The organism is Cryptosporangium japonicum (assembly GCF_039524755.1).
Lineage (GTDB): Bacteria > Actinomycetota > Actinomycetes > Mycobacteriales > Cryptosporangiaceae > Cryptosporangium > Cryptosporangium japonicum.
Genome location: NZ_BAAAGX010000004.1, coordinates 138,294 through 157,556, shown reverse-complemented (window position 1 = coordinate 157,556; position 19,263 = coordinate 138,294). Strand labels below are relative to the sequence as shown.

Sequence of the window (19,263 nt, the reverse complement as noted above, 5' to 3'; positions counted from 1 at the left end):
CTCACCGGCGACGACTAGGCCCTCGACGGGTTCTCGGGCCTACGCGGCGCGCGGTAGGCCCGGGAAGCCGTCGTAGGCCCGGAAACTCGTCAGCGCTCGGACGGGATCACGCGCCAGGCGATCGCGGCCGCCACCACCAGCAGGACGGCCGCGATCACCGACGTGGTCTGCATGGCCGCGACGAACGCCTCGCGGGCCCCGGCCAGCGGTTCGGCCGCCGCGGCCGCCGCCGCCAGCGAGTCGCGTGCCGCCGCACCGGCGTCGGCCGGTAACGCGTCGCGGTAGAGCACGGTCTGCACGCTGCCGAGCACCGCGATCCCCAGCGCGACCCCCAGCTCGTACGCGGTCTCGGCCACCGCCGACGCCGACCCGGCCCGGTCGGCCGGCACCGCCGAGAGCACCGCGTCGGTGGTCAGCGTGAACGCCAGCCCGACGCCGAGCCCGACGAGCACCAGCGCGAGCCCGAGCCATCCGTAGTGCGAGGCGCCCTCGGCCGGCGCGAGGAGCCCGAACCCGGCCCCGGCCAGCAGCAGCCCGCCGCCGATCACCCGGCCCCGCCCGAACCGCACGACCAGCCACCCCGCCACCGCCACGACCGCGATCGACGCCACGGTGGCCGGCAGCTCGCGCACGCCCGCCGCCGACGGGCTGTAGCCCCGCACCAGCTGCAGGTACTGGGAGAAGAAGAACAGCAGCCCGCTGAACGCGAACACGGCGAGCAGGCTGGCGGTGACCGCGCCGGCGAACGCGGGCCGGGCGAACAGCCGCACGTCGATCAGCGGCGACGCCGACCGCTGCTGCCTGCGCACGAACGCGTACCCGACCGCGAGGCCCACCCCGGCCGCGACCAGCGAGACCACCGAGAACCCGTCGGACACGGTGTGCTTCACCGCGTAGACGATTCCGACGATCGCCACCAGTGACATCAGCGCACCGAGAAGATCGAACGGCCCCGGCGACGGATCCCGCGACTCCGGCAGCAGCACCGCGCCGAACCCGATCAGCAGCACCATCACCGGCACGTTGATCAGGAACACCGAGCCCCACCAGAAGTGGTCGAGCAGCACGCCGCCGACGACCGGGCCGAGCGCCGCACCGCCGCCGGCGGCCGCCGACCAGACCGCGATCGCGGTGGTGCGCTGCCGGGCGTCGGCGAAGAGCGTGCGGATGATCGACAACGTCGAGGGCATAAGCGTGGCCCCGGCGACGCCGAGCAGCGCGCGGCCCGCGATCAGCCACCCGGCCGCGGGCGCGAACGCGGCCAGCAGCGACGCGAGCGCGAAGCCGGTCGCGCCGATCAGCAGCAGCCGTTTGCGGCCGATGCGGTCGGCCAGCGTGCCCATCGTCACCAGGAGCCCGGCCAGCGCGAACGAGTACGCGTCGCCGATCCAGAGCAGTGCGGTCGCGGACGGCGAGAGGTCGGCGGTGAGCGCGGGCACGGCCAGCGACAGCACGGTGGCGTCGATCGCGAGGACGACGACCGCGAGCGTCACCACGGCCAGCGCGGCCCACTCCCGGCGTCCGGCCAGCCGCGGTGTCAACGTCGTTGTCATGGCGCTAACGTACCGTCCAGACGGTCGGTTAGTACATCGATATCCTCGTCGCACCCGACCCCGAGGAGCCCGATGGCGCAGACCCGAGACGCCCCACGCACCCGGCGCACCCTGCTGGACGCCGCCGCCCGCGCCGTCCTGGCCCACGGCGCCACCGTGAGCCTGGAGGTCGTCGCCCGCGAGGCCGGCGTCTCCAAAGGCGGGCTCCTGCACCACTTCCCCTCCAAGGACGCGTTGTTCAGCGGCCTGGTCGACGACCTGATGACCCAGTTCGACGCCACCGTGGAGGCGCACCTCGACCCGGACGACGACCGCCCCGGGCGCCTGACCAGGGCCTACGTCCGCGCCGTCTTCGCCAACCTCGGGCACCCCAACGGCGCGGACACGCTGCGCCACGACGCGACGCTGATGGCCGCGCTCGGTCACCTCCCCCAGGTGCTGGCCCGGGCCCAGGAGGACGGGCGGCACTGGAAGGAGGCGTTCGCGCGGGACGGGCTGCACCCGCAGCGCAGCTCGCTGATCACCCGCGCGGCCGACGGCACCGCGACCGCGTCGCTGTTCGAGGGGCGCCTGGAGCCGCGCGAACTGGAGGAGACCCGTGACCTGCTCCTCGCCCTGACCGAGGAAACCGGTCCGCTACTCAAATAGGTATAAAGGCCGCAACCATTCTGCAACCGGGCTGCACCCGAACCACTCCCGTCTCTGGGCACGCTGGAAGGGATACGCCTGGAGCACGGAGGTTGGATGGCCACCACGGTGCGGAAGGGTCCACCGGCCTGGCTGGCCTTTCTGGCCGCCGGGCTGATCGGCGTGGTGGCGTACCGGCTGGTCCCGGTCGGCGACGCGACCAGCGTGGTGTACCTCGCGCTCGTGCTGGCCGGCGCGCTGGCGGTCGGCGCCGGGGTGTGGATCCACCGCCCGAAGGCGTGGGCGGCCTGGTCCCTGCTCGCCGCGGGCCAGCTGGCGTTGTTCGCCGGCAGCGTCCCGGTGTACCTGGGACCGCTGCTGGGCTTCGACAAGCCCGGCTTCCCCAGCCTGCTGACCGTCATCTACGCGGCCCAGTACCCGCTCACCGGGGTCGGCCTGCTGCTGCTCATCCGGCGGCGCGCGCCCTCCTGGGACCTCGCCAGCCTGATCGACGCCGCGATCGTCACGGTGTCGGCGTCGCTGCTGTCGTGGGTCTACCTGATCTCCCCGCTCACCGCCGACCCCGGGCTCACGCCGCTCACCGAGGCCGCGATCGCCGCGTTCCCGCTCGGGGACCTGCTGCTGCTCGCGGTCGGCGCCCGGCTCATGCTCGGCGCCGGGCTGCGTCCCCCGGCGCTCTGGCTGCTCGCCGCGTACCTGGTGCTGATCGCGCTGGGCGACACCGGGCAGAGCGTCGAGGCGCTGAACGGGACGCTGCTGCTCGGCGGCACCTGGCCGGAGACGGCCTGGGTGCTGGCCGCGATCACGCTCGGCACCGCCGGGCTGCACCCGAGCGTGCGTGCGGTGGAGGAGCTCTCCCCCACCCCCGACCCGGACGCCGGTACCCGGCGCCTGGTCCTGCTCGCGGTCGCGTCGCTGCTCGCCCCGGCGACGCTGCTGGTGCAGTACGCGCGTAACGCGCCGCTGCACGTCCCGCTGGTGTGCGCCACCTGCGCGCTGCTGTTCCTGCTCGTCCTGGGCCGGATGGCGCGGCTGGTCGCTACCCAGCGGGAGGTCGCGATCACCGACGGCCTGACCGGGTTGCACACCCGGCGCTACTTCGAGCACAGCCTCCTGGTCGAGGGCGAACGGGCGCTGCGCGGTGCCGGGCTGGCCGTCCTGCTCCTCGACATCGACCACTTCAAGTCGATAAACGACACCTACGGCCACCACGGCGGCGACCGGGTGCTCTGCGAGGTGGCGAACCGGCTGCGCGTCGTGATGCGCGGCGGGGACCTGGTCGCCCGCTACGGCGGCGAGGAGTTCGCGGTCCTGGTACCGAACACGGTGCCGCCGATCGCCCGGGAGATCGCCGAACGCGTCCGCCTCGCGATCAGCGAGACGCCGATGCCGGTGAACCCGACGACGTCGACGCCGATCACGGTCTCGATCGGCGTCGCCACGATGCCGGAGGACGCCACGAACGTGGACGACCTCGTGCTCCTGGCCGATCAGCTGCTGTACGCGTCCAAGGAGACCGGGCGCAACCGGGTCACCTCGACCGTCAACCGGGCCGCGGACACCGCACCGGCCGACGAGACCGCCCCGACGGTGGCACGTCGATGACCATCCGCCGGGACGACGCCTGGGTGGCCTTCCTCGCCGCCGGAACCGTGGCCGTGGCGGCCTACCGGCTCTCTCCGCTCCTCGGCGTCCCGACGCTCCCGCACGACGTGCTCAACGTCGTGCTGACGCTCGCCGGTGCCGTCGCGGCGCTCGTCGGCATCCGGCTCCACCGCCCGGCCGCCCGTGTCGCCTGGACCCTGGTCGCGGCCAGCCAGTTCATGCTCTTCCTCGGCACCGTACCGACGTACCTGCCACCGCTGATCGGCGACGCCAGACCCACGTCCCTCGGCTCGCTCGCGCTGATCTTCGCCGTGCAGTACCCGCTGCTGGCCCTCGGCCTGGTGCTGCTGATCCGCCGCCGGACACCGACGCTGGACCGGGCGGCCGCGCTCGACGCCGGCATCGTCACCGTCTCGGCGGCCCTGCTCTCCTGGGTCTACCTGATCTACCCGATGACCGCGGACAGCGCGCTCGGCGTGCTCGACCGCGCCGCGCTCGTCGTGTTCCCGTTCGGCGATCTGCTGCTGCTCTCGATCGCCGCCCGGCTCGTGCTCGGCAAGGGTGCGCGCCCGCCGTCGCTGTGGCTGCTCGGCGCCGCCCTGGTCGGCTTCACCGCCGCCGACACCCTGCGGAGCGTCGAGTCGCTGGCCGGTGCGACCCTGGTCGGCGGCTACTGGCCGGAGACGGTCTGGCTCGTCGCGTCGATCCTGCTGGGCACGTCGGTGCTGCACCCGGGCGTCCGGCTGGTCGAGGAGCCGTCCCCGGCGGTCGTGGCCGACGCGGGGCGGTGGCGGCTGGCGCTGCTCGCGGTCGCGTCGCTGCTCGCCCCGGCGACGCTGCTCGTGCAGTACCTCCGGGGCGCGCCCGAGCACGTCCCGCTCATCGGCACCGCCTGCGCGCTGCTGTTCCTGCTCGTGCTGGCCCGGATGGGCGGCCTGGTCGCGGCCCAGCGGGAGGTCGCGATCACCGACGGGCTGACCGGGCTGCACACCCGGCGCTACGTCGAGCACAGCCTGGTGATGGAGGGCGAACGGGCGCTGCGCGGCGTCGGGCTGGCCGTCCTGCTCCTCGACATCGACCACTTCAAGTCGATAAACGACACCCACGGCCACCACGGCGGCGACCGGGTCCTGCGCGAGGTGGCCGATCGGCTGCGCGTCGCGACCCGGGGCGGTGACCTGCTGGGCCGCTACGGCGGCGAGGAGTTCGTCGTCCTCGTCCCGAACACGACCCCGCCGATCGCCCGGGAGATCGCCGAACGGGTCCGCCGCGCGATCGCCGACGTGCCGGTCCCGGTGGGCCCGGCGACGTCGGCGACGGTGACGGTCTCGATCGGCGTCGCCACGATGCCGGAGGACGCCACGAACGTCGACGAGCTGCTTCTGCTCGCCGACGAGGGGCTCTACGCCTCCAAGAACTCCGGGCGCAACCGGGTGACCGCGACCGCCGGCCGCCGGCTCCCGGCGGACACGACCGGCCCGCCGCTGCTGGCGGAGAAGGTGGCGCAACCGTGAACCAGGAAGGAGCGACCCAATGACGACGGCCAATCAACGCGTACGGCGGCGGGTCCGGCCGTCGGTCATCGCGACCGGCCCGGCGATGGCACGCACCGCCGGGGCCTGCTACGTCACCGGTGGGGTCATCGGCCTGGTGAGCCACTGGGCCGCCCGCTACGACTGGGGCGGCACGGACCGGTCCGGCACGACGTGGGTGCTCGGGTTGTCTGTGGCGGCGCTCCTCGCCGGGATCGCGCTGGCGCTGGCCGGTGGCCGGCTGCCGCAGTGGAGCTTCTACGCGATCAGTCACGTGTCGGCCTCGGTGCTCACCGTGGAGGTGTGGCTGCTGCGCGGCCGGCCGGAGACGATCGCGATCGCGTCGATGTTCGTGATCGTCGTGATGTACACGTCGTTCTTCTTCGAGTGGGCGGCCGCCGCGCTGGCCACGGCCCACGTGCTGGGCGCGATCGTCGTGGCCAAACTCTGGTGGGACGCGATCCCCTGGGTCGGCGTCGTCGCGCTGATCGGGTTGAGCGTGCTGGTGGCCGGCATCACCGTCGCGCTGATCCGCGCGGCCGCCGACGCCGACGTCGACGGGCTCACCGGCCTGCCCAACCGCCGCGGCTTCGACCGCCTCCTGCAGACCGCGCTCACCGACGCCGAACGCGGCAGCGGTCAGCTGAGCGTCGCGATCCTCGACCTGGACGGGTTCACCGCGACCAACGACCAGCAGGGCCGCGCCGAGGGCGACAAGCGCCTGCAGACGTTCGCCCGGGACTGGGTCGCGCAGGCCGGCGAGGACGCGGTGATGGCCAGGCACGGCGCCGACGAGTTCGCGATCGTCTGGCCCGGCGCGACGTCGGGGCGGCTCAGCGCGCAACTCGACGCGTTCCGCGCCGCCCATCCGGAGTTCTCCGCCGGCGTCGCGGTCTGGCAGACCGGCGACACCCCGTCGCTCCTGGCCAGCCGGGCCGAGATCGCGCTCTACGAGGCCAAGAGCAGCGGCGGCGGCCGGACGTTCAGCAGCAACGACGCCGGCGGCGAGAGCTGGATGCTGCTCAGCTCGGCGCTCACCAACAACGAGTTCAAGGTCGCCTACCAGCCGATCGTCAACGGCGCGACCGGGCTGGTGACCGGCGCCGAGGCGCTGCTGCGGTGGAACCGGCCCGGCAAGGGCCCGGTCTCCCCGGCCGAGTTCATCCCGATCGCCGAGAGCAGCGGGTTCATCAGCAAGCTCGACCACTGGGTGCTCGAGACCGCCTGCCGGGAGGCCGCGGCCTGGCCCCGCGCGGTACCGGCGAAGGTCACGGTCAACGTGTCCGGCCGCGAACTGCACCAGCCGGACTACTACCAACAGGTCGTCGACGTGCTGATCCGCACCGGTCTCCCGGCGCAGCGGCTGGTGCTGGAGGTCACCGAGAGCACGATGGAGGCCGACTCACCGGTGGCCCTGGACGCGCTGCGCCGGCTGCGCGCCGACGGCGTCCGGATCGCGATCGACGACTTCGGCACCGGTTACTCGTCGCTCAGCCGCCTGCACCACCTCCCGGCCGACATCCTCAAGATCGACCGCTCGTTCGTCTCGACGATCCAGCCGCAGGACAACGGGGCACCGCTGATCGCCGCGATCACCGGGCTGGCCCACGCGCTCGGGCTGACCACGGTCGCCGAGGGCGTCGAACAGCAGTACCAGGCCGACGTGCTGCGCCATCACGGCTGCGACGAGAACCAGGGCTGGCTGCACGGACGCCCGGACGACCCGGAGCTCATCCACGCCGCGCTGGCGCAGCAGGCGCTGAGCCAGCCGTCGGTCTCGTTCGAGCAGCGCGCTCCCGCACGGTGAGGCGTTCACGACGCGTCCATCCGGGCAGACTACGTTCGAGGCGGAACTGAGCGCTGAGCGGTGGGAGGACCACGCATGTCCCCGAAGACGGTCGAGATCGATGCGACACCCGAGTGGGCGGCGGCGGCTGAACACGCCGCCCGGCTGCGAGACACCCACTTGCGTGACCTGTTCGCGGCCGACACCGACCGCGCCGACCGGCTGACCGTCGAGGCGGCCGGCCTGGTGGCCGACTACTCGAAGCACCGCGTCGACGCCGCCGCGCTGGAGGCCCTGTTCGCGCTGGCCCGCGCGGCCGACGTCGAGGGCCACCGGGACGCGATGCTGCGTGGCGAGAAGATCAACACCACCGAGGACCGGGCCGTGCTGCACACGGCCCTGCGCGCCCCGCGGGACGCGTCGATCGTGGTCGACGGCGAGGACGTCGTGCCGCAGGTGCACGAGGTGCTCGACCGGATGGCGGCGTTCGCCGACCGGGTCCGCGGCGGCGAGTGGACCGGGTCGACCGGCCGGCGCATCCGCACGGTCGTCAACATCGGCATCGGCGGCTCCGACCTCGGCCCGCGGATGGCCTACCAGGCCCTCGAGCCCTACGCCGACCCGGAGATCGCGTGCCGGTTCGTCTCCAACGTCGACGGTGACGACCTGGCGTCCAACCTCAAGGGCCTGGACGCCGAGCAGACGCTGTTCATCGTCGCCTCCAAGACGTTCACGACGCTCGAGACCATGACCAACGCACGCGCCGCCCGCGACTGGCTGGTGGCCCAGCTGGGCGAGAAGGCCGACGTCGCGAAGCACTTCGTCGCGGTGTCCACGAACCTCGGCGAGGTCGAGCAGTTCGGCATCGACCCGGCGAACACGTTCGGGTTCTGGGACTGGGTCGGCGGCCGCTACTCGTTCGACTCCGCGATCGGCCTGTCGCTGATGGTCGCGATCGGACCGGACGGGTTCCGCGAGCTGCTGGCCGGCATGCGCGCGGTCGACGAGCACTTCGCGTCGGCTCCGCTGGAGCAGAACCTGCCGGTGATCATGGGCGTGCTCGGCGTCTGGTACCGCGAGTTCTTCGACGCCCAGAGCCACGCCGTGCTGCCCTACGCGCACTACCTGTCCCGGTTCACCGACTACCTGCAGCAGCTGGACATGGAGTCCAACGGCAAGCGGGTGCGCCGCGACGGCACGCCGGTGGACTACCAGACCGGGCCGATCGTGTGGGGCACGCCCGGCACCAACGGTCAGCACGCGTACTACCAGCTGATCCACCAGGGCACGACGCTGATCCCGGTCGACTTCATCGCGTTCCTGCACCCGGCCGAGGAGGTCGGCGACCAGCACGACCTGCTGACCGCGAACGTGCTGGCCCAGGCCGAGGCGCTGGCGTTCGGCAAGACCGCCGAGCAGGTCGCCGCCGAGGGCGTCGCGCCGGAGCTCGTGCCCCACCGCACGTTCCCCGGCAACCACCCGTCGACCACGTTCGTCGTCGAGAAGCTCACCCCGCGCACGCTCGGCGCGCTGGTGGCGCTCTACGAGCACAAGGTGTTCGTGCAGGGCGCGATCTGGCAGATCAACTCGTTCGACCAGTGGGGTGTGGAGCTGGGCAAGGCGCTGGCCCAGCGGATCGTGCCCGAGCTGAGCACCGACAGCGAGCTGTCGCACGACTCGTCGACGAACGCGCTGATCCGCCGCTACCGCGCCGCGCGCCGGAGCTGACTCCGAGCGGGGCCTCTCCGGTGGAGAGGCCCCGCGGGAGTTCAGCGCGGAAACCTCGCGTCCGGGCCGGACCGGACGCTCTGCGCGATCGGCCGCAGCGTGTCCGCGGTCGCCAGCGGGTCGGTGGCGGCGACCTGGATCGCGATCGTCATGCGGTCGTGGCCGGGCAGCGGGTGGAGGTACCACACGCTCGGACCGTCGCGGAACAGCTTGCCACCGGGGGGCAGCTCCACCGGGGCGGTCAGATCCTCGTAGCGTTGCCGCGCGGACGTCGCGGTCGTGGTGTTGAATCTGGTCAGCTCCGGGTCGTTGCTCCGGGTCAGCAGGACGGTCAGCCGGGCGCCGGTCGGCCCGGCGTGGAGGGTGCCCGGCCGATCGGCCGGGCTCACCGGCTCGTCCGGCGCCCCGGCGTCGACGAGCACGAGCGTCGCCCGCGAGCCTCCGTCCTGGACGTGCCCCACCTCGGTACCGGGCGGGAGCGTCATCCGGACGATGTCGGCGACCGGCTGCTTCTCGTCGGTGAGGTTCTCCGCGATCCCGATCAGGTCCGCCTCGGTGAGCCCCATCGGGCCGCCCTCGTCGTTCGACGCCGCGATCCGCACCCACTGCCCGGGTTCGCGCCGGTACGTCAGCTCGGCGAACGGGCCCGTCGACTCGGGCGGCTCGGTGCCGTACTCCCGGTCGCCGAACGCGTGCGGCGGCACCCAGTAGAGGGTCGCGTCCGCGCCGTCGACCTCGACGGTCCGCCGTTCGCCGGGCCCGCGTCGCAGCTCCGGTTCGCGGGTCATGACGTCGACCGACAACCAGGCCCGAGGGCTGGTCCGGTAGGCGTCGAACGCCCAGGTTCCCGGCCGCAGGTACTGCACCCGCGGTTCGTCGAAGCCGTCGGGGAGCCGGCCGGGTCGGATCGGCGCCGGGGCCGGCCACGGCGCCGATCCGTCGGTGACCTGCAGCGTCCGGTTCTCCTCCGGGTGGACGACGAACGCGGCGCCGGCGCCACCGGCCAGCACCAGCGCGAGCACCGCGGCGATCACCCGCCGACGCCGCTGCCGGCGTCCGCGTTCGAGTACCGCGGTCATCAGCCCGTCGGCGCCGGGCGCGAAGGACGCCCGGTGAGCCATAGTGGCGCGCAGTTCGCGGTCCAGGTCCGTCATGACTCTCCTCTCACCGAGTGCAGGAGGGCGGCCGAGTCGCGCAGGCGGGCCAGGCCACGGCTCGCGTGGCCCCGGACGGTGTGCGCCGAGCAGCCGATCAGCTCGGCGATCGCGGTGTCGTCCAGGTCCTCGTAGAAGCGCAGGGTGAGCACCGCCCGCTGCTGTCGGGGCAGTGTGGCGAGCGCGTTCCACAGCGCGTCCCGGTCGACCACGCGGTCGGCGTGGTCGGCGGCTTCCGCGTGCAAGGCCGTGTCCCGGGCCGGGATCTCGTCCGAGGAGCGTCGCCGCCGCCAGGACAGGTAGTGCCGCAGTATCGCCTTGCGGACGTACGCGCGCGGCTCGTCGATCCGCGCCCAGCGTCGGTGCACCTGCACCAGGGCCTCCTGGACGAGGTCCTCGGCGAGGTGGTGATCGCCGGTCAGCACGTACGCGAACCGCAACAGCGTGGCGCCGTCGGCCTCCAGATAGGAGCCGAAGTCAGATCTCATCGGCACGCCTCTCCTCCCGTGTCCGGAGTTGAGACGCGGGAGGAGAGGCGATCCGCATGCCGGTGCGCGCCGGAATTTTCAGCGGATCGGCGCGTCCACCCCCAGCCGCACGCTCTCGGCGAGAGTACGCAGGCGGCCGACGTCGGCGAGCGGGTCGCCGGTGTCCACCCGGAGAATCACCGCCGCCCGGTCGCTCCCGGCGACCAGGTGCAGGAACTGCCGGCTGGTGCCCAGGTCGAACACCATGCCCTCCGGCTTGATCTCCGACGACGCCAGGGTGCGGCCCTGCCCCACGAACAGCGGCATCGTCCGCACCTCCTCGCTGTCCTTGTCGACGAGGTCGACGGTCACCCGGCTGCGTTGATCGGAACCCCGGCTGTCCGGCCGGTCGTTGAGGCTGACCGCGCCGGCCGGCGCCGACGCGTCGACGAGCTTGACCCGGGCCCGGTCGCCGTAGGCCAGCACCCGCCCCCACGCCGTGCCGTCGGGAAGCGTCATCCGGATCACGTCGGCGACCGGGGACACCTCGTCGGTGATGCCCGCGGCGACGTCGAGCAGGTCCCGCTCGACGTCGGCCCGCGACCCCGTGGGGGCGACCGACATGATCCGCAGCCACTGGCCCGGACGCCGCTGGTAGGTCAGCTCGGCGTACGGGCCGACCGGTTCGTAGTTCCCGGGTTCCGGAGCGGAGGATCCCCCGGTCGGCGGAAGCCAGTAGAGCGTGCCCGCGGCGCCGGCCACCCGGACGGTGCGCCGCGCGCCCGGCCCGGGGCGAACCGCCGGCTCGAGGCGCATCACCTGCACGGCCAGCACCGCCGAGGAGCCCGTCCGGGTGGACTCGATCGCCCACACCCCCGGGGCGAGGTACTGCACGACCGGCCGCCCGTACCCCGCGGGCAGCCGCCCCACCCGGACCGGTGCCGGTTGCGGGCCCACGACCTTGCCGTCGGTGACCTGCAGCGTGCGGGCCTCCTTCGGGCGCAGCACCGCCGCGGCGCCGAGACCTCCGGCCAGCGCCAGCGCGACGACGCCGGCGATCGTGGCGAGCAGCCGCCTGCGCCGGTCGCGGTGGACGCGGCCGTGGACGGCGGTCAGCAGGTCCTGGCCGGACGGGGCCCGGTCCGCCCGGCCGGTGTAGAGCGTGCGCAGCGCGGTGTCGATGTCGTTCACGAGGTCCTCCCGTTCGGCACGAAGGTCTCACCGGCGGAGGCGCGGAGCCGGGCCAGCCCGCGGCTGGCGTAACCGCGGACGGTGACGACCGCGCAGCCCAGCAGGTCGGCGATCGCCGCGTCGTCGAGATCCTCGTAGAAACGCAGGAACAACACCGCCCGCTGCTGACGCGGCAGCGTGGCCAGGAGCGCGGCGAGCGCGTCCTGGTCGGCCAGCACGTCGGCGTGGTCGGCGCTCGACGGCTCGTCGCGGGCGAACTCCCGCGCGGGCACCTCGCCCGACGAGCGTCGGCGCCGCCAGGACAGGTACTGACGCAGCACCGCTTTGCGCACGTAGGCGTCCGGCCGGTCGATCCGGTTCCACCGGCGGTGGGCCCGGACCAGGGCCTCCTGGACCAAGTCCTCGGCGAGGTGGTGGTCACCGGTCAGCGCGTAGGTGAATCTCAGCAGCGCGGCGCCGTCGGCGGTCACGTACGAGTCGAAGGACTCCATCGGCACGCGTCTCCTCCCGTGTCGTGAGTAAGACGCGTGAGCAGACGCGTGCCGTGGTCCGGATCAGCTCCCCGGTTTCACCGCCGCGTCGGGGCCGAGGCGGACGCTGCGGGCGACCTTCAGCATCTCCGCGGGCGCCATGAAGCCCGTCTTCACCCGCACCACCACGAGCAGCTTCGGGTTGCTCGCCAGCCGGTAGAGCGCGGTGGTGGACCCGTCACGCTGGTGGACCGTCCCGTCGCCGTCCGGGTCCGGCGTGGACCGCGGCCGCATGAACTCGCTGATGTCGAGCGAGTCCTCCGGGACGACGGATACCCTCACCCGGGTCTTGACGCTGCCGTTGTGCCCGTTGGGCTGCTCGTTCTGGTCGACCGGGCGCGCCGGGGCGTCGGCGTCGACAAAACCGGCGTAGACGCCGTAGTCCTCGTTCTTCAGCTGCCCCCAGACGACGTTGCCCGGCAGCAGGCCCAGCTCGATCGCGTCGGGCAGCGCACGCGGCTCGTCGACCAGGCCGGTCGCGATCCGGAGCAGGTCGTCCTCGGTGATGCCGAGGTCGACGTCACCGGCGGAGTTCTGCACGATGATCCGGACCCACTGGCCGGGCCGGCGCTCGAAGGTCAGCTCCGCGTACGGGCCCTCCGCCTCGGGCGGCGTGGTGCCGTAGGGCGGCGCCCCGGGCGCGTGCGTCGGCACCCAGTACAGCGAGTACTCGACGCCGGCGAGCCCGATCGTCGTCAGCCGGCCGGGCTTGGTGCGTACGGCCGGTTTCGCGGACATGATCTGCACCTGCAGCGCGGCGAGCCCCTCGTCGCGGCGGGTGTCCAGGGCCCACGCGTTCGGCCCGAGCATCCGCACCGTGGGCTCCGGGAACCCCGTCGGCAGCCAGCCGGTGGACACCGGCGACGGCGGCGCGCTGCGGCTGCTGCCGGCCGGCATCGCCACCTGGAGCGTCTGCACCCGCTCGGTGTCGTGCCGCCCGGCGACCGTCACGACCGAGGTGCCCCCGATCACGCCGGCCGCGAGCACCGCGACCGTTCCGACGATCAGCCGGCGGCGCCGGTCGGCCCGGCCGCGCCGGTGCACGGCGTCGAGCAGGCCGGCCGCCGACGGGGCGTCGTCGGCCAGGTCGTCCATCGCTCCGCGGAGCTGGATCTCCATATCGGTCATGGTCTGCTCATCCCTCCGCGACGACGGTCTGGGCGGACCGGCGTAACCGGCTCAGCCCTTTGCTGGCGTGGGCGCGCACCGTGGTGGTGGAACAGCCGACGAGATCGGCGATGGTGGCGTCGTCCAGATCCTCGAAGAACCGGAGGACGAGCACGGCGCGCTGCTGGCGCGGCAAGGTCGCGAGCAGTGCGCGCAGCGTGTGCCGGTCGGTGACCTGGTCGGCGACGTCACGCTGGACGGCGGTGCCGTCGAGGGCGGCGTCGGTGGGCCGTTCGCCGGACGAGCGGCGTCTGCGCCAGGACAGGTACTGCCGGAGCACGGCTTTCTTGACGTACGCGCCGGGCCGGTCGATGCGGCTCCAGCGCCGGTGCGCCTTGACCAACGCTTCCTGGACGAGGTCCTCGGCCAGGTGGTGGTCACCGGTGAGCACGTGCGCGAACCGCAACAGGGCGGCGCCCTCCGCGGCAACGTAGGAGTCGAACGACTCCCCGTCAGATGTCATCAGTACGCCTCTCCTCCGATGTCGCCAGTAGGACGCCGGAGGAGAGGCGTTCTGTTTACTCGAAGAGCTTGGCCGCCGTGATCAGCGTCTGGATGATGCCGTAACCCAGCAGCACCGTGACCAGCAGCCAGGACAGCACCAGGCGGATGCGCTGCGTCTGCTCACTCATGCCGTTGCCTCCTCGGCGGTGGGCTCGGCCGGGGCCGACTTCTCGTGGTACTTCTCGGCCACCGGCCGGATCAGCAGGTTCGCGACGAACCCGACCGCCAGCACGCCGACCATCGTGAACAGCGCCGGCCGGTACGCCGACGAGGTCAGCGAGCCCGGCTCGCCCTGGGCGTCGAGGAAGCCGTTGATGATCAGCGGACCGGCGACGCCGGCCGCGGACCAGGCGGTCAGCAGGCGCCCGTGGATCGCCCCGACCTGGAACGTGCCGAACAGGTCGCGCAGGTAGGCCGGAACCGTGGCGAACCCACCGCCGTAGAACGAGATGATGACGCCGGCCAGCAGCACGAACAGCCAGGTCGCGGAGTCACCGACCGAGGCCAGCAACACGTAGAGCAGGATGCCGACGCCGAGGTAGAGCATGTAGATGCGCTTGCGCCCGACGACGTCCGACGTGGACGACCAGATGAACCGGCCACCCATGTTGAACAGCGAGAGCAACCCGACGAAGCCGGCCGCCGCGGAGACGCCGACCGCCGACGCGTCGCCGTCGCGGAAGAAGTCCTGGATCATCGGGCTGGCCTGCTCGAGGATGCCGATGCCCGCGGTGACGTTGCAGAACAGCACGATCCACAGCAGCCAGAACGACGGCGTCCTGATCGCGTTCGCGGCCGAGACGCTGGCCGTGGTGACCATCGGCTTCGCGGCCACGGTGGCCGGGTCGAAGCCGTCGGGCCGCCAGCCTTCCCTCGGCACCCGGATGTTGAACACGCCGAACATCATGATGACGAAGTAGACGATGCCCAGCGTCAGGAAGAGCAGCACGAGCGCGTGCCCGTCGGCGATCGACTTCGCGTTCGACGGGTCGTAGTCGGAGTCGTAGAACGACATCAGCTGACGCGAGGCCGGGCTGGCGATCAGCGCACCGCCGCCGAAGCCCATGATCGCCAGGCCGGTGGCCAGGCCCGGGCGGTCCGGGAACCACTTGATCAGCGTCGAGACCGGCGAGATGTAGCCGATTCCCAGGCCGATGCCGCCGAGGAAGCCGTAGCCGAGGTAGACCAGCCACAGCTGCTCGGTGGCGATGCCGAGCGCGCCGACCAGGAAGCCGGTGGCCCAGAAGCAGGCCGAGACGAACATGGCCTTGCGGGGTCCGTTCGTCTCCACCCACGTACCGGCGACGGCGGCGGAGAGGCCGAGCATGACGATCGCGATGCTGAAGATGATGCCGATCGCGGTCTGGCTCACGTCGAAGTGGGCGACCAGTGAGTTCTTGTAGACGCTGGTCGCGTAGGCCTGCCCGATACAGAGGTGGACGGACAGCGCCGCCGGCGGGATGAGCCAGCGGCTGAATCCCTCCGGGGCCACGGTGTGGCGGCGATCAAGTGCCGATAAAAAAGACAAGGCGCCCTCCGCAGCGGAGTTGGGCTGCTATCTGGGTAAACCGGTGAGACCAGTTTGTTTCAGTGTGCAACCCTGCCCGATCCACGCAGCGTTAGTCAGATTGAGCGTTGAACGGCCCGATCGGCGCGCCGAACGGCTACCGGCGCTGGCCACGCAGCGCCGCGCGGAGATCCTCGGCCAGGTGCGGCGGTGGCCACACGCCGGTCACCAGCCCCTCGTGCAGCGCGCCCCGGAGCACCTCGCTGAACAACGCGTAGTGCGGTGAGCGCGGTCGCGGCCGCGCGCGTTCGACCGACTGCAGCAGCGCCGCGGCGTAGCGGTAGTTCTTCCGCACCTCGGCGTCCTGGTAGACGACCTTGCGGGTGGCCGCGAAGCCGCCGCGCTCGAAGAGGATCTGCTGGCTGCGCGAATCGGTGAGGAAGCCGATCAGCGCCCTGGCCGCGCGCGGGTGCCTGCTGCGCTCGGCGACCGCGAGGTTCTGCCCGCCCAGGACGCTCGGCCACGGCAGCGCCGACACCGCGTACCGGGAGTCCTGCGCCGACCGGCCGGACTCCCGGTCCTGCTCCTCCAACGCCCGGTAGGCCAGCGGCCAGTTGCGCAGGTACATGGCCTGGTCCTGCAGGAACGCGGACGTGCTGTCGGCCTCGGCGTACCCGACCGAGCCCGGGTAGATCCGCCTCGGCTCGGTCTTCACCCCGTCGACCAGATAGTTGAGTCCGTTCTGCGCGGCGCGGGAGTCGACGCGCACCTCGCCGTTCTCGTCGACGATCTCGCCGCCCGCCGCCCAGACCATCTCCAGCGCGTTGACGGTCAGGCCCTCGTAGTCGCCGAGCTGGGTCACCAGACCGGCCCGCGGCCCGGCCTGCTGCAGCGCGTTGCCTTTGAAGAGCGTGTCCAGGCTGCCGGTGAACGACGTCCAGGACGGCGGCGCGGTCGGCAGGTAGTCCTTCCGGCGGTAGAGCAGCGCGGCGTCGGTGTTGAACGGCAGCGCCCAGAGCCGGCCGTCGTACTCGCAGGTGGCCAGCGGGCCGGCCAGGAACGCGCCCCGGTCGACGCCCTCGTCGGCGATCCGGCGCAGCAGCCCGGCCTCGGCGAACTCCGGCAGCCAGGCGACGTCGAGGTTCAGCACGTCGACGGCCGGCCCGTCGCCGCCGGCCCGGGCGAGCATCTCGCCGCGCTCGGCGTCGGCGATGCTGCGGACCTCCTCGATGCGCACCCGGTGGTCGGGGTGCAGCGCGTTCCACTCGTCGATGAGCTGCTGCCGCTGGTCGCCGACGCTGTCGTCCTGGCCGCTGAGCAGGACGAGTTCGCCGTCCTCCCAGGACGAGTCGAGCAGGCGCGGGACCGCGTACACCGCGGTGACCGCCAGGAGCACCCCGATCAGGACGCCGGCCACCAGGCCGGACCGGCCGCGGTGCTCCTCGACCCGGTCCCGCCCGGCCCGGTACCACTCCCCCAGCCCGGAGACGTACCGCCGGTCAGTCGGCACCCCGGCCTCCTCTCACCGCGTCGAACAGGCCCACCAGCGCGGGGGCCAGGGTCGGGCTCGCGGCGTCGACGCACTCGCCGCCGGTGGCGGTCGTCAGCGTGTGCAACGCCGGTCCGGCGCAGCTGGCGTCGCCCATCGCGACGACCGACACCCGGATCCCGGCGGCGGACGCGTCCGCGCGCAGCCGGTCCGGGGTGGGGCGCCCGGGAGCGGTGTCGGTGTCCTCGCCGTCGGTGACGACGATGAGCGTCACGGTCCGGTCACCCGACGAGCCGTCCAGCCCGGCCAGCCCGGCCTCGATCGCCCGGTAGAGCGGGGTGCCGCCCTCCGCGCGGACCGGGTCCAGCCGCACCATCGCCGGGCCGAGCGCGCCCGGGTCGCGCTTCTCGACCGGGAGGAACCGCTCGGGCGGGATCCGGGTGCTCGAGAAACCCCACACGCCGACCTCGTCGTCCGGCGCCACCTGCGGTGCGGCGGCACGCAGCGCCTGGCGGGCGGCGTCGAGCCGGGTCCACTCCGCGGTCTGGCCCGAGTTGCGCCGCGACGCCGTGCTCACCGCGTCGCCCATCGAGCCCGACGTGTCCAGCAGCACGAGCGTCCGCGCCCGCGGTTTGGCGTTGTCGTACTGCCTGCGTGCCTCGACGACCTGCTGCACCGACGGGCTCGTGCGCTCGAACAGCGCGGCGGCGTCGGCGCCCCACGGCTCGGTCAGCGGCTCGGAGACCGGCACCGCGCCGTTCGCACCCGACGGGGGACGCAACCCGACGTCGATCCGGGCCTCGGCGCCCTCGTCCGAGGTCAGCCACTCCAGCCAGGCCCGCGCGAGCTTCGCCGGTTTTCTCGTGCGGTCCGGCCAGCGCAGCTCGACGAACGGGTGGTCGAGGCTGCCGGTGCCGGTGGGGTACACCGCGACCAGCTGCTTCGCCGCGTCGAGCCGCCGGCCGGTGCTGTCGCGCTCCTCCAGCGGGCAGTTGTCGCCCAGCGGCCGGCCCTGGTTGTAGCGGACCAGCTGCTGCTCGGTGACGATCATCGCGCTGGCGACGTCCGCGCGTTCGCGGCGCTGGCAGAGGAGTGCGAGCGCGTCGCCGGCGGTGTACCGGCCGCGGCCGAGCGCGAGACCGAGCTGGCGTTCGACCCGCTGGACCGCGTCGGCGCGCTCGTCGGGGGTGGCCCCGACGCTGCGGTAGACGTACTCGGTCGCGATCTCGCCGGTCGCCGAGCGGGGCGGGCCGGGGCGCAGGACCGGGATCCCCTGCTCCTCGGCCTCGGCCAGCACGTCGGCCCAGCTGCGCTGGTGCCACCGGTCGGGACGGCGCTCGAACACGCCGCGCGGGACGCCGAGAACGACCGGGGTGACGCCGAGCGAGGGCACCCGCTCGGGGATCAGCGTGCCGTCGCCCCCGGTCAGCGCACGGACCCGGGCGACGTCGACGCTCGCGTCGGGCAGCCAGACGTCCGGGCGGGGGCCGAACGTGCCGAGGCTCTCGCTGGGCCAGCCGTTGGCCAGGCCGCCGCTCACCACCCCGTAGTCGCGGTCGGACCCGCGGTCGTCGCCGATCGGAGCGGCGCCGGGATCGGCCGCGTAGACGTACAGGTCGGCCGCCGGGCACCCGTCGTGCTCGTCCGCGCTGGCCCGCTCGTAGGCGCGGGCCAGCTCCGACACCGGCGCGAGCCCCTCGGCGGTGGTGAGCACACGCAGGGTGGGGGGTGGGCGGCAGCCGTACGTCCAGAAGTAGACCGCGTCGCGGACCTGCGGGATCGAGATCCCGACGAGGAGCGCGACGACCACCACCAGCACGGGCAGCACGAACGGCGCCGGCCGCGACCGGTCCCTCACCGCCGGCGCCCCGACCGGCTCCGGCTGCGCGTCGGGCTGCGTTTCCGGCGCCGAGCCGGGCTGCGTTCCCGGCGCCGAGCCGGGCTGCGTTCCCTGCGCCGAGCCGGGCTGCGTTCCCGGCGCCGAGCCGAGCTGCGGGGCGGGCTCCAGGTCGGGGCCGGGGCCGGGGCCGGGGCCGGGCTGCGGGCTCGGCTCCCAGTCAGGGTCCGGTGCGGGTGGACCGTCGTTCCGGGCGGGGCTGAGCTTGTCCCGCACCCGGCGGATCGCCGCGTCCATCGCCTCGGTGGCGGCGACCCCGCCGATCATCGCGGTGACGACCAGCAGACCCCACGCGAACGCCGAATCGGGCAGGTCGGTGGCCGCCGCCGGGCCGCCGATCGCACAGGTCGCGAGCCCGAACGCGACCAGGTAGCGCCGGTACAGCCGTTCCGGCCCCGGCCCCGGCCCCGGGTCCGCCCCGTCCCCGTTCGTCACGGCATCCTCCTTGATAACCGTGGGTCACCAGGGTAGGACGTGCAGTCAATCCGCGGGCGGTCGTGAGTGG

General features: G+C 73.1%; 16 protein-coding genes. 5 read left to right on the top strand and 11 right to left on the bottom strand.

What is annotated here, in order from left to right:
* Positions 1-89 precede the first annotated feature (89 nt).
* A complete protein-coding gene (locus tag ABD437_RS03805) occupies positions 90-1,553 on the bottom strand; it encodes an MFS transporter (RefSeq protein WP_344647328.1) in 1,464 nt (487 codons plus the stop codon).
* A 72-nt stretch (positions 1,554-1,625) separates the two neighbouring features.
* On the opposite strand from ABD437_RS03805, the gene ABD437_RS03800 reads away from it, so the two are divergent.
* The 5 genes from ABD437_RS03800 to pgi all read left to right on the top strand — a co-directional run bounded on the left by ABD437_RS03800 (position 1,626) and on the right by pgi (position 8,852).
* On the top strand, positions 1,626-2,201 hold the full coding sequence (locus tag ABD437_RS03800; protein WP_344647327.1) for a TetR/AcrR family transcriptional regulator: 576 nt from the start codon (positions 1,626-1,628) through the stop codon (positions 2,199-2,201).
* A 96-nt stretch (positions 2,202-2,297) separates the two neighbouring features.
* Positions 2,298-3,806, top strand: coding sequence for a GGDEF domain-containing protein (locus ABD437_RS03795; protein WP_344647326.1), 1,509 nt, complete (start codon positions 2,298-2,300; stop codon positions 3,804-3,806).
* Entirely contained in the window at positions 3,803-5,320 is a 1,518-nt protein-coding gene (locus ABD437_RS03790; protein WP_344647325.1) for a GGDEF domain-containing protein, read from the top strand. The genes ABD437_RS03795 and ABD437_RS03790 overlap by 4 nt, the downstream gene beginning before the upstream one ends.
* Before the next feature lie 19 nt (positions 5,321-5,339).
* A complete protein-coding gene (locus ABD437_RS03785) occupies positions 5,340-7,145 on the top strand; it encodes a putative bifunctional diguanylate cyclase/phosphodiesterase (RefSeq protein WP_344647324.1) in 1,806 nt (601 codons plus the stop codon).
* Positions 7,146-7,220: 75 nt separating this feature from the next.
* Positions 7,221-8,852 carry a glucose-6-phosphate isomerase gene (gene pgi / locus ABD437_RS03780; RefSeq protein ID WP_344647323.1) on the top strand — a complete coding sequence of 544 codons (1,632 nt, stop codon included), beginning with the start codon at positions 7,221-7,223 and terminating at the stop codon, positions 8,850-8,852.
* A 41-nt stretch (positions 8,853-8,893) separates the two neighbouring features.
* Here pgi and ABD437_RS03775 read toward each other — a convergent pair whose 3' ends face one another.
* The 10 genes from ABD437_RS03775 to ABD437_RS03730 form a co-directional block, all read right to left on the bottom strand.
* A complete protein-coding gene (locus tag ABD437_RS03775; RefSeq protein WP_344647322.1) occupies positions 8,894-10,006 on the bottom strand; it encodes a hypothetical protein in 1,113 nt (370 codons plus the stop codon).
* Positions 10,003-10,494, bottom strand: a complete 492-nt coding sequence (locus ABD437_RS03770; RefSeq protein ID WP_344647321.1) for a SigE family RNA polymerase sigma factor — start codon at positions 10,492-10,494, stop codon at positions 10,003-10,005. Before ABD437_RS03770 ends, ABD437_RS03775 begins: the two co-directional genes overlap by 4 nt.
* A gap of 78 nt (positions 10,495-10,572) precedes the next feature.
* Positions 10,573-11,664 carry a hypothetical protein gene (locus ABD437_RS03765; RefSeq protein WP_344647320.1) on the bottom strand — a complete coding sequence of 364 codons (1,092 nt, stop codon included), beginning with the start codon at positions 11,662-11,664 and terminating at the stop codon, positions 10,573-10,575.
* Positions 11,661-12,155, bottom strand: coding sequence for a SigE family RNA polymerase sigma factor (locus tag ABD437_RS03760; RefSeq protein WP_344647319.1), 495 nt, complete (start codon positions 12,153-12,155; stop codon positions 11,661-11,663). The genes ABD437_RS03765 and ABD437_RS03760 overlap by 4 nt, the downstream gene beginning before the upstream one ends.
* Before the next feature lie 63 nt (positions 12,156-12,218).
* Positions 12,219-13,322, bottom strand: a complete 1,104-nt coding sequence (locus tag ABD437_RS03755; protein WP_344647318.1) for a hypothetical protein — start codon at positions 13,320-13,322, stop codon at positions 12,219-12,221.
* A gap of 7 nt (positions 13,323-13,329) precedes the next feature.
* Positions 13,330-13,824 (bottom strand): SigE family RNA polymerase sigma factor, encoded by a 495-nt coding sequence (locus ABD437_RS03750; RefSeq protein ID WP_344647317.1) that lies wholly within the window; start codon positions 13,822-13,824, stop codon positions 13,330-13,332.
* Between the two features lie 55 nt (positions 13,825-13,879).
* On the bottom strand, positions 13,880-13,993 hold the full coding sequence (locus tag ABD437_RS03745; RefSeq protein ID WP_344647316.1) for an MFS transporter small subunit: 114 nt from the start codon (positions 13,991-13,993) through the stop codon (positions 13,880-13,882).
* Positions 13,990-15,393, bottom strand: coding sequence for an OFA family MFS transporter (locus tag ABD437_RS03740; RefSeq protein ID WP_344647315.1), 1,404 nt, complete (start codon positions 15,391-15,393; stop codon positions 13,990-13,992). The genes ABD437_RS03745 and ABD437_RS03740 overlap by 4 nt, the downstream gene beginning before the upstream one ends.
* Before the next feature lie 136 nt (positions 15,394-15,529).
* Positions 15,530-16,882, bottom strand: coding sequence for an extracellular solute-binding protein (locus tag ABD437_RS03735; protein ID WP_344647314.1), 1,353 nt, complete (start codon positions 16,880-16,882; stop codon positions 15,530-15,532).
* Positions 16,872-19,193 (bottom strand): VWA domain-containing protein, encoded by a 2,322-nt coding sequence (locus tag ABD437_RS03730; RefSeq protein WP_344647313.1) that lies wholly within the window; start codon positions 19,191-19,193, stop codon positions 16,872-16,874. The genes ABD437_RS03735 and ABD437_RS03730 overlap by 11 nt, the downstream gene beginning before the upstream one ends.
* Positions 19,194-19,263: the final 70 nt, after the last annotated feature.

What these genes read in the sequence shown, in the direction of transcription:
- ABD437_RS03805 (WP_344647328.1), bottom strand. Translation starts at nt 1,553, where the DNA reads ATGACAACGACGTTGACACCGCGGCTGGCCGGACGCCGGGAGTGGGCC.
- ABD437_RS03800 (WP_344647327.1), top strand. Translation starts at nt 1,626, where the DNA reads ATGGCGCAGACCCGAGACGCCCCACGCACCCGGCGCACCCTGCTGGAC.
- ABD437_RS03795 (WP_344647326.1), top strand. Translation starts at nt 2,298, where the DNA reads ATGGCCACCACGGTGCGGAAGGGTCCACCGGCCTGGCTGGCCTTTCTG.
- ABD437_RS03790 (WP_344647325.1), top strand. Translation starts at nt 3,803, where the DNA reads ATGACCATCCGCCGGGACGACGCCTGGGTGGCCTTCCTCGCCGCCGGA.
- ABD437_RS03785 (WP_344647324.1), top strand. Translation starts at nt 5,340, where the DNA reads ATGACGACGGCCAATCAACGCGTACGGCGGCGGGTCCGGCCGTCGGTC.
- pgi (WP_344647323.1), top strand. Translation starts at nt 7,221, where the DNA reads ATGTCCCCGAAGACGGTCGAGATCGATGCGACACCCGAGTGGGCGGCG.
- ABD437_RS03775 (WP_344647322.1), bottom strand. Translation starts at nt 10,006, where the DNA reads ATGACGGACCTGGACCGCGAACTGCGCGCCACTATGGCTCACCGGGCG.
- ABD437_RS03770 (WP_344647321.1), bottom strand. Translation starts at nt 10,494, where the DNA reads ATGAGATCTGACTTCGGCTCCTATCTGGAGGCCGACGGCGCCACGCTG.
- ABD437_RS03760 (WP_344647319.1), bottom strand. Translation starts at nt 12,155, where the DNA reads ATGGAGTCCTTCGACTCGTACGTGACCGCCGACGGCGCCGCGCTGCTG.
- ABD437_RS03755 (WP_344647318.1), bottom strand. Translation starts at nt 13,322, where the DNA reads ATGACCGATATGGAGATCCAGCTCCGCGGAGCGATGGACGACCTGGCC.
- ABD437_RS03750 (WP_344647317.1), bottom strand. Translation starts at nt 13,824, where the DNA reads ATGACATCTGACGGGGAGTCGTTCGACTCCTACGTTGCCGCGGAGGGC.
- ABD437_RS03745 (WP_344647316.1), bottom strand. Translation starts at nt 13,993, where the DNA reads ATGAGTGAGCAGACGCAGCGCATCCGCCTGGTGCTGTCCTGGCTGCTG.